General features: G+C 67.9%; 10 protein-coding genes. 6 read left to right on the forward strand and 4 right to left on the reverse strand.

Annotated elements, in window-relative coordinates; genetic code table 11:
• Window positions 1-10 precede the first annotated feature (10 nt).
• The 3 genes from JCQ34_RS04645 to JCQ34_RS04655 all read right to left on the reverse strand — a co-directional run bounded on the left by JCQ34_RS04645 (window position 11) and on the right by JCQ34_RS04655 (window position 5,437).
• Window positions 11-2,839, reverse strand: a complete 2,829-nt coding sequence (locus JCQ34_RS04645) for an FAD-binding and (Fe-S)-binding domain-containing protein (RefSeq protein ID WP_286402372.1) — start codon at window positions 2,837-2,839, stop codon at window positions 11-13.
• Between the two features lie 17 nt (window positions 2,840-2,856).
• Complete coding sequence (locus JCQ34_RS04650; protein ID WP_286402373.1) at window positions 2,857-3,609, reverse strand: FadR/GntR family transcriptional regulator; 753 nt, start codon at window positions 3,607-3,609, stop codon at window positions 2,857-2,859.
• Window positions 3,610-3,691: 82 nt separating this feature from the next.
• Complete coding sequence (locus JCQ34_RS04655; protein ID WP_286402374.1) at window positions 3,692-5,437, reverse strand: L-lactate permease; 1,746 nt, start codon at window positions 5,435-5,437, stop codon at window positions 3,692-3,694.
• A gap of 193 nt (window positions 5,438-5,630) precedes the next feature.
• Between JCQ34_RS04655 and JCQ34_RS04660 the strand changes: the two genes are divergently transcribed.
• The 5 genes from JCQ34_RS04660 to ppsA all read left to right on the forward strand — a co-directional run bounded on the left by JCQ34_RS04660 (window position 5,631) and on the right by ppsA (window position 11,984).
• A complete protein-coding gene (locus tag JCQ34_RS04660) occupies window positions 5,631-6,434 on the forward strand; it encodes a (Fe-S)-binding protein (protein WP_286402377.1) in 804 nt (267 codons plus the stop codon).
• On the forward strand, window positions 6,431-7,957 hold the full coding sequence (locus tag JCQ34_RS04665) for a LutB/LldF family L-lactate oxidation iron-sulfur protein (RefSeq protein ID WP_286402378.1): 1,527 nt from the start codon (window positions 6,431-6,433) through the stop codon (window positions 7,955-7,957). The genes JCQ34_RS04660 and JCQ34_RS04665 overlap by 4 nt, the downstream gene beginning before the upstream one ends.
• The gene (locus JCQ34_RS04670) at window positions 7,954-8,583 is read left to right on the forward strand and encodes a LutC/YkgG family protein (RefSeq protein WP_286402380.1); all 630 of its coding nucleotides are present in this window, start codon (window positions 7,954-7,956) and stop codon (window positions 8,581-8,583) included. The genes JCQ34_RS04665 and JCQ34_RS04670 overlap by 4 nt, the downstream gene beginning before the upstream one ends.
• A 9-nt stretch (window positions 8,584-8,592) precedes the next feature.
• The gene (locus tag JCQ34_RS04675) at window positions 8,593-9,426 is read left to right on the forward strand and encodes a pyruvate, water dikinase regulatory protein (protein ID WP_286402382.1); all 834 of its coding nucleotides are present in this window, start codon (window positions 8,593-8,595) and stop codon (window positions 9,424-9,426) included.
• A 146-nt stretch (window positions 9,427-9,572) separates the two neighbouring features.
• Window positions 9,573-11,984, forward strand: coding sequence for a phosphoenolpyruvate synthase (gene ppsA / locus JCQ34_RS04680; RefSeq protein ID WP_286402384.1), 2,412 nt, complete (start codon window positions 9,573-9,575; stop codon window positions 11,982-11,984).
• Between the two features lie 12 nt (window positions 11,985-11,996).
• On the opposite strand, the gene JCQ34_RS04685 is transcribed toward ppsA, so the two are convergent.
• The gene (locus tag JCQ34_RS04685; RefSeq protein ID WP_286402388.1) at window positions 11,997-12,431 is read right to left on the reverse strand and encodes a nuclear transport factor 2 family protein; all 435 of its coding nucleotides are present in this window, start codon (window positions 12,429-12,431) and stop codon (window positions 11,997-11,999) included.
• A 164-nt stretch (window positions 12,432-12,595) separates the two neighbouring features.
• Here JCQ34_RS04685 and JCQ34_RS04690 point away from each other — a divergent pair, with 164 nt between their 5' ends.
• Window positions 12,596-13,645 (forward strand): helix-turn-helix transcriptional regulator, encoded by a 1,050-nt coding sequence (locus JCQ34_RS04690; RefSeq protein WP_286402390.1) that lies wholly within the window; start codon window positions 12,596-12,598, stop codon window positions 13,643-13,645.
• Window positions 13,646-13,668: the final 23 nt, after the last annotated feature.

Below are 13,668 nucleotides of genomic sequence, written 5' to 3' on the forward strand. Positions count from 1 at the left end.
ATGGGATGGGTCAGGGCCTGGTGGCCTCCTCGAGGATTTCCAGCAGGTGGCGGTACGAGTGGCCGGTCGCCTTGGACATTCCCAGCTCGCAGGTGCGGTTGGTGGAGGCGTAGGCGTCGAACTCCCGCTCGTTGATCTCGCGTGCCTGCCGGTCCGTCGCCGAGTCCGTCAGTTCCGGATGGAGCAGGCCGCGGTCGCCCGCGAACGCGCAGCAACCCCAGTTCAGCGGCACGAACACGTCGTCCGTGACAACGCGCGCGATCTCCATAAGCGCCGGGTTGGTCCCCAGTTGGGTGGACGAGCACGTGGGGTGCAGGGCGATGGAACCCAGCGGCGCGGTCACCGTGAGCCGGCCCAGAACGTGCTGGTGCACGAACTCCACCGAGTCCACAAAGCGCAGCCCGGCGTACCGCTCTTCGCCCGCAGCCGCAAGGCGCTTCATGGTGTCCAGGCCTTCCGTGCAAGAGGCGGCATCGCACACCACCGGCAGCTTGCCCCGGCCGCTGGCCTCGTAAAGCCCGTCCAGGACCTTGGCGGCCATGGCGTCGTAGCCCTGGGAGAAGCCCTTGGACTTCCACGGCGTGCCGCAGCACAGGCTCTCGATGCCTTCCGGAACGGTCACCCGCACACCGGCGCGCTCACAGAGGTCCAGGAAGGCCTGGGCCGAGCCCTTCCCGGCGCCTTCCGCGGCATCCGCCGGGCCGAACATCGTGCCGATGCAGGCGGGGAAGAACACGGCGATGCTGTCCGGGGCCGGCCGGGCGCTGCGCCTGGAACCGCCGCCGGGCAGTACGGCGGTGTAGGCGGGCACCGTTTCCGTCCCCAGCAGGGCGCGGCCGACGGCGGTGGCGGCCTTGGGCAGCGGCGCCGGCAGGGCCTTGGCTACAGTCAGGGCCAGCCCGCCGCCGGCGGTCACGGCGCCCCAGTTTTCGGCGGCCTTGTTCCAGCCGGCCGCGGCGACCGTGTTGGCATTTTCCTTGCGCAGCCGCCGCACCAGGTCCCCGGTGTTGATCAGCACCGGGCAGGCGGTGACGCACATGCCGTCCGCCGCACAGGTCTGCACGCCGTCGTAGTCGTAGTCCTTGCGCAGGTTGGCGGCGAGGGCGTGGTCGCCGCGTTGCTCGGCGGCAGCAATGTCGCGCCGGAGCACAATGCGTTGGCGCGGAGTAAGCGTGATGTCCTTGCTGGGGCAAACCGGTTCGCAGTACCCGCACTCGACGCAGCGGTCCACCTCTTCCTCGACGGTGGGGGCCACCTTGAGGTTTTCGATGTAGGAAAGGGGCTCCTCGGCGAGCAGCACGCCCGGGTTCAGGAGGTTGGGCGGGTCGATCAGCCGCTTGATTTCCTGCATGACCGCATAGAGCTCATCGCCATACTGGCGGCGGACGAAGGGCGCCATGATGCGCCCGGTGCCGTGCTCGGCCTTGAGTGAACCGCCCGCGCCAAGGACCAGGTCTACCATCTCGTCGGTAAAGGCCTGGTAGCGCAGCAGCTGGGCCGGATCGTCGAAGCGCTCGTTGAGCATGAAGTGGACGTTTCCGTCCTTGGCGTGCCCGAAAATCACCGATTCCTTGTACTGGTGCTCCTGGAAGAGCCTCGTCAGTTCGCCGCAGGTGCCCGCGAGGGCGGGAACCGGGACCACGATGTCCTCCAGCAGCGCGTTGGTTCCGGAAGGACGGGCGCCGGCCACGGCCGTGTACAGGCCTTTGCGCACGTGCCAGAGGGCGGCCCGGTCTTTCGGGTCCGAAGTCAACGCGAAGGGTGTGGCCAGGTCCAGTGAGTCGAACAGCTGCTGCGAGCCTGCGCGCTTGCCGGACAGCTCGGCGGCGTCTGAGCCCTGGTGTTCCACCAGCAGCGCGGCGTGTCCCTGGACCGGAAGGGTACGGATCGCGGCGGGGGCGTCGGCGGCGGCCTGGGCCACCTTCAACGCTGCCGCGTCCATGAGTTCGATGGTGGCGAGGCCGCTGGATACCAGGTCCGGCAGGGCTCCCATCGCCGCGTCAAGGGTGTTAAAGACCAGCAGCCCGGTGGCGACGGCGGGTTTGACCTCGACGGTCCGGAAGACAGCCTCGGCCACGAAGCCCAGGGTTCCCTCGCTGCCGATCATGAGGTGCATCAGGATGTCCACGGGGCGTTCGTAGTCCAGGAAGGAGTTCACGCCGTAGCCCATGGTGTTCTTCATGGAAAACAGTGAGCGGATGATGCGGACGGACTCGTCGTTGCCCACCACCCGGCGGCGCAGCCTCAGCAGCCCCTCGTGGAGGTCCGGTTCCAGCTCACGCAACCGCCGGTCGGCGTCGGCGTCGGCGGTGTCGATGACCGTGCCCGAGGGCAGCACCAGCACCATTGATTCCAGCGTCCGGTACGTGTTGAACTCGGTGCCGCACGCCATCCCGGAGGAGTTGTTGGCGATGACGCCGCCCACGGTGCAGGCGATCTCGCTGGCGGGATCCGGGCCGAGCTTACGGCCGAAAGGGGCGAGCCGGGCGTTGACGCTGCGCACCGTGGCGCCGGGCTGGACGCGGACCCGGGCGCCGCCGTCGAGCACCTCAACGCCGCGGAAATGCTGGCGGGTGTTGATCAGCAGGCTGTCGCTCAGGGCCTGGCCGGACAGGCTGGTGCCGCCGGACCGAAAGGTGGCGGGAAGACCGAGCTCCCGGCTGCGCCGCAGCAGGGCGCCCACGTCGGCAGCATCGCGTGGAGTGGCCACCCCCTGCGGGACCAGGAGGTAGTGCGAGGCGTCGTGGGCCATGGCGTGGCGGTCCAGGTCCCGCGTGCTGACAGTGTCCAGGTCCAGCTGGTCGATGGGTGTTCCGGCTCCTGCCGTTGCGGTTCGCATGCGTAACTCCAAAAAACCTAGGTGATGGTGTGGGGCTGCGGCGCGGTGGCATCACCGGCCCGCTGGTAGAACCATTCGATGTGTTCGCGCAGCAGGCGCGCGGCGAGCTCGCCGTCGCGGGACTGGACGGCATCGAAGATTCCGTGGTGTTGGGTGCGCAGGACTTCCAGGACGTCCGGCCAGTCCTCCATGGCGTCCATGGATCCCTTGACATAGTTGACGATGGAACCGCTGAGGGACTCCATGATGGTGGCCATCACCTCGTTGCCCGCGAGCGAACTCAGCGCCACATGGAACCGGGCATCCAGCTCATGGAAGGCGGCCCGGTCCAGATCGGGGTGGTCCATGGCCTCCAGCAGTTGGGCCGCCTGTTCCCGCTCGGCGTCGCCGCCTTCACGCGCGGCGCCGGCACGGGCAGTCCAGGTTTCCAGGAGGATGCGGGTCTGGACGACGTCCTCGACCGGCAGGCGGTTGCTGGCAACGTGCAGCCGGAGCGCGGAGGAGAGCCCGGCGGACGGATCGGAGACGACGATGGCACCGGAGGTGGGGCCGGAGCCCACCGAGCTGCGGACCACGCCCATGGCGTCGAGGATGCGGATGGCTTCGCGGACGGACGCCCTGGAGATTCCGTAGTTTTCCGCCAGGGTCCGTTCGCCCGGGAGCCGGTCGCCGACCTTGATCTTGCCGGCCCGCAGGTCCGCTTCAATGTCCTTCAGCAGTGCGTCGTGGGTTCGACGGCGGGGGGCTGATCCGGCTGCGGCGGTTGTCACGGGCGTTCCTCTGGGTGGGGGAGTGCGGGCCGCGGCGGACCCGCACTCCGGTTTTGCGCGGGCAATGGACCGCGGCTACTGGCTAGGGGAGCATCCAGCCCAGGACTGGGGTGGACTGCAGGTAGACGATGGTGCACAGCACCAGGAGCAACCCCACGCTCCATCCGACTACCTTACGCAGAAGGACCGATTCCTGGCCGTCGAGGTTGACGGCGGTGGCGGCGATGGCGAGGTTCTGCGGGCTGATGAGTTTGCCCACCACCCCGCCAGCGGTGTTGCCGGCCACGAGCAGGTTCGGGTCGATGCCTGCATTCACGCCGGCGGTCTGCTGCAGCTTGGCAAACAGCGCGTTGGCGGAGGTGTCGGAACCGGTAACGGCCGTGCCCAGCCAGCCGAGCACGGGGGAGAGGAACGCGAAGAAGCTTCCCGTGCCGGCCAGCCACACGCCGATCGAGACCGTCTGGCCGGAGTTGTTCATGACGTAGGCAAGGGCAAGCACCGTGATGATGGTCAGGCCGGCCCAGCGCATCTTGAAGATGGTCCGCCCGATTTCGGCCACGGCGTTGCCCACCGTCATGGGGAAGCGTCCGTGGTCATCGAAGCGGGCGTAGACGACAGCGACAATCAAGCCCGTGATCAGCAGGAGGGTGCCGGGGCTGGACAGCCACTGGAAGACGTAGACCGTGGAGGACAGCGGTTTGCCGTCGGCGCCCACCAGCGCGTCGTGGAGGATCGGCCAGGGGACCTTGACGTCCGTGGCGGCGAGGGCTGCGGGGAGGTCGACGCCGATTTTCCAGAGTTTGGCGATGCCGAACACCAGGATGACCAGGAAGTAGGGGAACAGGGCGAGCCAGGTGCGCGCGGGGGTGAGGCGTTCGCCGTCGGCAGCCTCCACGGTGGCCACGCTGCCAGAAGCGGCGCTCCGCGCACCGTGGTTGCCCGGCGTTCCGGCGTCGGCAACGGCCTCCGCGGCCACGCCCAGCCGGTCGCGTGCTGCTGCGGTGCCCCGGGGCTTCCACATCCGGAAGAACACGACAGCAGCGCCCAGGCCCACCAGTGAGGCCATGATGTCCGTGAGTTCGTACGAGAAGAAGTTGGAGCAGAGGAATTGCGCTGCGGCGAAGGAGAATCCAACCACCAATGCGGCAGGCCAGCAGTCCTTCAGGCCTTTGCGTCCGTCCAGGATGAAGAGCAGGATCAGCGGGACGAAGGTTGCCAGCAGCGGTGCCTGGCGGCCCACCATGGCGCCGATGTCCGTCGCGTGCAGGCCGGTGAGCCCGGCGGCGGTGGTGATCGGGATGGCCATGGCGCCGAAGGCGACGGGAGCGGTGTTGGCCACCAGCACGGCGGCGGCGGCCCGCAGCGGGGGAAGGCCGAGGGCCAACAGCATGGTGGCGGTGATGGCCACCGGCGCGCCGAACCCGGCAAGGGCTTCGAGCAGGCCGCCGAAGCAGAAGGCGATCAGGACACCCTGCAGGCGGACGTCGCCGCCGCCGATGACGTCGAAGACCCGGCGGAGGTCTTCAAAGCGGCCGCTGAGCACCGTCACCTGGTACAGCCAGACGGCCATGACCACGATCCACAGTACGGGGAAGGCTCCGAACACGCCGCCCTGGGTTGCGGACAGGAGCGCCAGGCCGGCGGGCATCTTGAACGCCAGGATGCCCACCACCAGGGCCACCAGCAGGGCAAACCCGCCGGCCACGTGGGCTTTGGTCTTGGCGACGGCGAGCAGGAGAAAGAAGGTCAGCAGCGGCAGCAGGGCGACGATGGCCGACCAGGCGACGCTGTTCAGCACCGGGTCAGTGCTGGGGGTGAAGTGGTCCACAGAGTTCCTCCACGTTGAGGGTGTTGGGTGTGTTTGGTCAGACCACAATGGTCCGACCACGGAAGTGTAGCCCACAATTCCTCCGGCCTGTGAGCCGCTTCACCATCCAGGCCAGGGTTGTAAGTGGCTGGCGTCACGTGGTCTACTGTGGTCAGACCATAGAAACCAATTCCCCTATTCCCGGAAGGCCGCCATGAGAATTGCCTTGTTCGCCACCTGCATCGTGGACGCGATGTACCCGGCCACGGCGAAGGCCACCGTCAGGATTTTGGAGCGCCTGGGACACGAGGTGGTGTTCCCCGGGGGCCAGGCCTGCTGCGGCCAGATGCACGTCAACAGCGGCTACCTCAAGGAAGCCGTCCCCGTGGTGGCCAACCACGTGGCTGCCTTCGACACCGCGGACTACGACGTCGCCGTCGCCCCGTCCGGTTCCTGCGTTGCCTCGGTCAAGCACCAGCACCCCATGGTGGCCCGCTCCTGCGGCGACACCGCGCTCGAAGCCCGCGCCACCGCCGTCGGAGCCAAAACCTACGAACTGTCCGAACTGCTGGTGGACGTGCTGGGCGTTACCGATGCCGGCGCCCAGCTGGGCTCCTACTTCCCGCACCGGGTCACCTACCACCCCAGCTGCCACGGCATGCGCCTGCTGCGGCTCGGGGACAGGCAGTCCCGCCTGCTGCGGACCGTGCAGGGGATTGACCTCGCAGACCTGCCCGAGGCGGACCAGTGCTGCGGCTTCGGCGGCACGTTCTCCATGAAGAACGCCGATGTTTCCTCGGCCATGCTCCAGGACAAGGCGGCCAATGTCGAGGCCACCGGCGCCGAACTCTGCACCGGCGGGGACGCCTCCTGCCTGATGCACATCGGCGGCGGCCTGTCCCGGCAAGGCAGCTCCACCACCACCCTCCACCTGGCGGAAATCCTCGCCAGCACCATGGAAGAACCGGCGTCCGTCACCGGCGAAGTCCGCGTCTCTACCGGAAAGGCCCTCCGATGACCACCTTCTTGGGAATGCCGGCACTTCCGGCCTTCGGCTCCGGCAACCTGTTCGCGGGCGAATCCTTCCCCAAGGCGGCCCACCGCGAACTGGGCAACGCCCAGCTGCGGGCCAACCTGGGCCACGCCACGCACACCATTCGCGACAAGCGGCAGGCCGTGGTCTCCGAACTGCCCGACTGGGAGCAGCTGCGCGATGCCGGGTCCGCCATCAAGGAGTCGGTGATGGCCAGGCTGCCCGAGCTGCTGGAGGAGTTCGAGAAGAACTTCACCGCGCGCGGCGGCGTGATCCACTGGGCCCGCGACGCCAGGGAAGCCAACGAAATCGTGGCCGGACTGGTCCGGGAGACCGGCGAAACCGAGGTGGTCAAGGTCAAGTCCATGGCCACGCAGGAGATCGGGCTCAACGAGTACCTCGAGGAGCAGGGCATCGAGGCCTTCGAAACCGACCTCGCCGAGCTCATCGTCCAGCTGGACCGCGACAAGCCCAGCCACATCCTGGTTCCGGCCATCCACAAGAACCGCACCGAAATCCGGGACATCTTCCTCCGCGAAATGCCCGGCGCGGACCAGGCACTCACCAACGATCCGCCTGTCCTGGCCATGGCCGCCCGCGAGCACCTGCGCCGCAAGTTCCTCACCGCCAAGGTTGCCGTGTCCGGGGCCAACTTCGCCATTGCAGACTCGGGCACGCTGGCCGTCGTCGAATCCGAGGGCAACGGCCGCATGTGCCTCACCCTGCCGGAAACCCTGATCACGGTGATGGGCATCGAGAAGCTGCTGCCCACCTGGCAGGACCTGGAAGTGTTCATGCAGCTGCTCCCGCGCTCCTCCACGGGGGAGCGGATGAACCCGTACACCTCGCTGTGGACCGGCGTCATGGAGGGTGACGGGCCGCAGAACGTGCACCTGGTGCTCCTGGACAACGGCCGCAGCGCCGCGCTCGCCGATGAAATGGGCCGCTCCGCGCTGCACTGCATCCGCTGCAGCGCCTGCATGAACGTCTGCCCGGTGTACGAGCGGACCGGCGGGCACGCCTACGGCTCCACCTACCCCGGTCCCATCGGCGCCATCCTTTCCCCGTTGCTGACCGGCATCGAGGCGGAGGAAAACAACTCCCTGCCCTACGCCTCCTCCCTGTGCGGGGCCTGCTACGACGCCTGCCCGGTGAAAATCAATATCCCGGACATCCTGGTGCACCTGCGCAGCGTGGACGTGGACAGCAAGCGCGGGGCCAGGAAGGTCCCCAGCCAGATGGACGTGGGCATGAAGGCGGCGTCCTGGGCGCTGTCCTCCGGCAAGCACCTCGGCCTGGTGGAGAAGGGACTGCCGCTGGGCCGCCTCGCCGCCGGACGGGACAAGAAGATCAAGAAGCTGCCCGGCATCGCCGGCGGCTGGACCCAGAGCCGCGACATCCCGGCGCCCCCGGCCCAGTCCTTCCGGGACTGGTGGGCCAAGGAGCACAAGTCCGCCGCGCCGTCTCAAGCAGCGCCGTCCCGAGACGATAAGGAAATTCAGCAATGACCGCACGCGAAGACATTCTTGCCCGGATCCGCACAGCACTGCAGGACAGCCCCGAGGCGCCGCAGATCCCCAGGGAGTACCGGTCCGAGTCCGGAATGGAAACAGAAGAGCTGATCGAACTCCTGGTGGACCGGCTGGTGGACTACAAGGCGCAGGTGGCCGTGGTAGCCGAGGCCGAGGTGCCTGCCACGATCGCGTCGCTCCTTGAGGGGGCGCGCAGCTACGTGGTCCCCGAAGGGCTCGACGGCGGCTGGCTGGAAGGGATGGACGACGCCCGGTCCCGGCGCCGCGTGGATTCAGCGGGGGAGCCCCTCAGCGTCACAGACCTGGACGGGACCGACGCCGTGGTGACCGGCAGTGCCGTGGCCGTGGCCGAGACGGGAACCATCATCCTGGACGGCAGCGCCAACCAGGGCCGGCGGGCCATCAGCCTGGTCCCGGACCACCACATCTGCGTGGTGAAAGCCGCGGACATCGCCGGCATCCTGCCCGAGGCGCTGCGCCGGATCGACGGGACCCGGCCCATCACCATGATCAGCGGGCCGAGTGCCACCAGCGACATCGAGCTGGAACGCGTGGAGGGGGTCCACGGCCCGCGCAGGCTGGACGTCATCATTGCCCGCTAAAGTTCTGCCATGACCAATGATGCTCTGACCACTGCTGCCCTGCGGCCTGTCTACTTCCTGTCGGACAGTACCGGTATCACCGCGGAAACGCTGGGCAATACGCTGCTGACCCAGTTCCCGGTGGACAACTTCGACCGCGTCACCATTCCCTTCATCACCACCGAGGAGCAGGCCCGGTCCGTGGTGCGGACCATCGACAACCTGGCCGCCACCGGGCCGCAGCCGCTGGTCTTTTCCACCGCCGTGAGCAGCGAAATCCGGCAGATCCTGGCCGGCTGCAAGGGCGCCATGGTGGACCTGATCGGCACCCACGTGGGTGTGCTGGAGCAGGCGCTGGGCACCCCTGCCAGCGGTGAACCGGGCAGGGCGCACGGGCTGGGGAACGCCGCGCGCTACCAGTCCCGGATGGCGGCAGTGGAGTACGCCATGGAGCACGACGACGGCCAGAGCCTGCGTGCGCTGGAAAAGGCCCAGGTGATCCTGGTGGCCCCGTCCCGGTGCGGCAAGACGCCCACCACCATGTACCTGGCCCTGCAGCACGGGATCTTCGCCGCGAACTTCCCGCTGGTGGATGAGGACTTCCAGCGGGACGGGCTGCCCAAGCCGCTGCGGCCTTTCGTGTCGAAGTGTTTCGGCCTGTCCTCCAACCCGCTGCGCCTGAGCCAGATCCGCACCGAACGGCGCCCCAGCTCGCCGTATGCGTCCCTGCGGCAGTGCGGGTTTGAGCTGCGCAGCGCCGAGCAGCTGTACGTCTCGCACCGGATCCCGTATTTGAACTCGGCCACCGTCTCCGTGGAGGAGATGGCGGCCACCATCCTGCAGCGGATGAACCTGAAGCATTAGCCCCCAATTTCACAAACGTGGCGTAGCCCACATGATGTGGAAAGTCCGCTGCAGACCTGAAACTGTTAGCAGGGTTTTCCTTCCGGCCGGCACTACCGTGAGCGGCCGGCCATGCCTACCCCACCCTCTGCAAAGGAGCAGTAAACATGACGACAGACGTTCTGTGGTTCTCTGAACTCGGACTCAAGGACCTGGACAAGGTGGGCGGCAAGAACGCCTCCCTGGGCGAGATGGTCCAGAACCTGACGTCCGCCGGCGTCCAGGTCCCGGACGGCTTCGCCACCACGGCCGACGCCTACCGCCGGTTCCTGTCCGATTCCGGGCTGGACCAGAAGATCGCCGACCGCCTGGTGGGGCTGGACACCGATGACGTGACCGCCCTGGCCGCAGCCGGCCAGGAGATCCGGACCCTTGTTCGCGAGACGCCCTTCCTGCCGGACTTCGAGGCCCAGGTCCGCGAGGCCTACCAGCAGCTGGTGGACAAGCATGCCGGCTCCGAGGACCTGTCCTGGGCCGTCCGCTCCAGCGCCACTGCAGAGGATCTTCCCGATGCCTCCTTCGCCGGGCAGCAGGAAACCTTCCTGAACGTGCGCGGCATCGGGAACATCCTGCAGGCCATCAAGGACGTCTTCGCCTCGCTCTACAACGACCGCGCCATCGCCTACCGCGTGCACCACAAGTTTGAACACGCCGAAGTGGCACTCTCGGCGGGCATCCAACGCATGGTGCGTTCCGACGTCGGCGCTTCCGGCGTCATGTTCACCATGGACACCGAGTCCGGCTTCAAGGACGCCGTCTTCGTCACCTCCTCCTACGGGCTGGGCGAGGCAGTGGTGCAGGGCGCCGTGAACCCGGACGAGTTTTACGTCTACAAGCCCGCCCTGGAGGCAGGCCGCCCGGCGATCCTCAAACGCGGGCTGGGCGAGAAGGCCCTGCAGATGACGTACACCAACAGCAGCGAGATCGGCCGCACTATCGACTTCGTGCCCGTGGAAGAGTCCCAGCGCAAGCGCTTCAGCCTGACGGACGACGACGTGGAGCAGCTTGCGCGGCACGCCGTCGCCATTGAGAAGCATTACGGCCGTCCCATGGACATTGAGTGGGGCAAGGACGGGACCGACGGCGGCCTGTACATCCTGCAGGCCCGTCCGGAGACCGTGCAGTCCCGCCGCGCTCCCGGCAGCATGAGCCGGTTCCGCCTGAACGAAAGCGGGTCCGTGCTGGTGGAGGGGCGTGCCATCGGCCAGCGGATCGGCGCCGGCAAGGTCCGGATCCTCACCTCCATCGACCAGATGGCCTCGTTCCAGACCGGCGACGTGCTGGTGGCGGACATGACCGACCCCGACTGGGAACCGATCATGAAGCGCGCCTCCGCCATCGTCACCAACCGCGGCGGACGCACCTGCCACGCTGCCATCATCGCCCGCGAACTGGGGATCCCCGCCGTCGTCGGAACCGGGAACGCCACCGACGCCCTGTCCGACGGCCAGGAAGTCACCGTGTCCTGCGCCGACGGTGAGACCGGCGCCATCTACCAGGGCCTGCTGGACTTCAGCGTGGAGGAAACCGGGATCACCAACCTGCCCGAGGCGCCGGTGAAGGTGATGATGAACGTAGGCACCCCGGAGCAGGCGTTCACCTTCGCCCAGCTGCCCAACCACGGCGTGGGCCTGGCCCGGCTGGAGTTCATCATCAACCGGCAGATCGGTATCCACCCCAAGGCACTGCTGAACCTGGACAGCCAGCCGGAGGACGTGGCCGCCGAGATCCGTGAGCGGATCAGCGCCTACGCCAGCCCGCGCGAGTACTACATCAAGCGGCTGGCCGAGGGTGTGGCCACCATCGCCGCGGCGTTCGCGCCGGAGCCGGTGATCGTGCGCATGTCCGACTTCAAGTCCAACGAGTACGCCAACCTCATCGGCGGCCCGGCCTATGAGCCGCACGAAGAGAACCCGATGATCGGCTTCCGCGGCGCCTCCCGCTACCTGGAGCCGTCCTTCCGCGACTGCTTCGACCTTGAGTGCGAGGCCCTGTCCTTTGTCCGCAACGAGATGGGCCTGACCAACGTCAAGCTGATGATCCCCTTCGTGCGGACCCTGGACGAGGCGCAGGGCGTCATCGAACTGCTCGCCGAGAACGGCCTGCGCCGCGGCGAGAACGGCCTGGAAGTGATCATGATGTGCGAGCTGCCGTCCAACGCGCTGCTCGCCGACGAGTTCCTGGAGCACTTCGACGGCTTCTCCATCGGCTCCAACGACATGACGCAGCTGACCCTGGGCCTGGACCGCGACTCGGCGATCGTGGCCAACAGCTTCGACGAGCGGGATGCGGCCGTGAAGAAGCTGCTCAGCATGGCCATCAAGGCGTGCCGGGCCCGCGAAAAGTATGTCGGCATCTGCGGCCAGGGCCCCAGCGACCACCCCGACTTCGCCGAATGGCTGGTCCAGGAAGGCGTCAACTCCGTCTCGCTCAACCCGGACACCGTGGTGGACACCTGGATCCGGCTCGCCGGCGCGTCGGAGGAGACTCCGCGTGTTGCCGCTGCTGCCGGCGCATAGCAGGTAGCCCGGTTACCCCTGGGCCGGCTCGGGCAGCAGCCCCAGCTGGCCCAGGAGTTCCATCTGGTCGAAGTAGGCGTGATGCGAGATGATCACGCCTGCTTCCACCGCGGCCACATCGCAGCTCCGCACCCTGACCTGCCGTCCGGTTGGCGGCAGGGTCCCGCCGTTGGGGAGGCCCAGCTGCCCGGTGTTCGTGCCCAACACAAAGCCCTCCACCACGGCCACGTCCCCGGCCTCATGCGTGGCTGTCCGTTCGTACCTGACGTCCGGCATGGCTTCCCAGAAGTGGAAGAAGTAGTCCGCGATCGTGTCCCGGCCGCGGATGTCGCCTTGGCCGGGAGTCCGGAGAACGGCGTCGACGGCGAAGCAGGCCGCCAGTGTCTCCCTGTCCTTTGCGTCCATGGCCGCCATCAGCCGGTCCATGACGTCGCGTGCCTGTCCCATTGCAGCCTCCATTCATAGGGGGTGCCGCTTGTACGGCATCCTTGGAGGAAAAGTACGACGGCGGCACGAGCCGCCGCGATCCCCTTTCCGGGGGTTTCGGGGTGCTTGGGAAAACCCTCCAAATTGGGGATTGCAGCACCGCCCGCCGCGCGGATACTGGAGGTATGTGGGAGGAGCGCGCGGAGCGTGCCCGGCGGGAGATCGCCGCCATGGCTGCAGGCGGGATGGACCTGGCAGACCTCTACACCGCGGCGCTCGCCGTCGTGCAGCGGGAGGTGCCGTTCGAGCAGGGGTGCTGGGCCGGCGTCGACCCCGACTCGATGGCGATGACCACCATTACCAACTGGCAGCCGTGGCCGGTGGGCGAACGCCAGTTCGAGGAGTACTTCCTCCGCTTTGCCCAGTCCGAATACACGGGCCAGGAGCCCAGCACCTTCGTCGAGCTCCTGCGGCGCCCGCGTCCGGTCGCCAGAATCTCGGACGTGCCGCACCGGGACGTGGTCCGCAGCGTCCGCATCAATGACCTCCTTAGGCCCCTGGGACTGGAGCACGAGCTGCGTGCCGCCTTCCGGGTGGACGAGGCGTGCTGGGGAGTGGGCAGCATCTTCCGGGAAGGCGGCCGCGACTTCACGGACCGGGAGGTGGAGTTCCTCAGTGCAGTAACCGCCACCCTGGCTGCCGCGACCCGGGCTGTTGTCCGCGTGGCGCACCCAACGGGACCAGCCGCCGTCGGGCCCGTCATTGTCCTGGCAGGGCTGCACGGCGACCTGCGCGCGGCCACGCCCGCCGCCGCCTCCTGGCTTGCCGCGGTGGAGGATGCCGCACCCGGCCGCTTCAGCCAGACGCTCTATGCGGTGGTGGCGCAGGCGCATGCCGCAGCGTCCGGCACGGCGCGCGCCAGGATGCGCGACGCCGGGAACAACTGGGTGATGCTGCAGGCCAGCCGGCTGATTACCGGCGATGATCCGGAACAGATGGTGGTCACGGTGGAGCCCGCCACCACCCACGAGCTCGCCGGCCTGCTGCTGATGGCGTACGGCGTGACCGCCCGCGAGCGGGACGTTTGCCTGGAGGTACTGTCCGGAAACCCGACCGCGGAGATCGCCCGGCACCTGTTCATTTCCCCGCACACGGTCCACGACCACCTGAAGTCGGTCTTTGAGAAGGTGGGCGTGGGCAGCCGCGGGGAGTTGGTGGCCCGGCTCGTGGCCTGAAAGGCGGAGGGACTCCATGCATG

The sequence above is a fragment of the Pseudarthrobacter defluvii genome (assembly GCF_030323865.1).
GTDB classification, from domain to species: Bacteria; Actinomycetota; Actinomycetes; order Actinomycetales; family Micrococcaceae; genus Arthrobacter; species Arthrobacter sedimenti.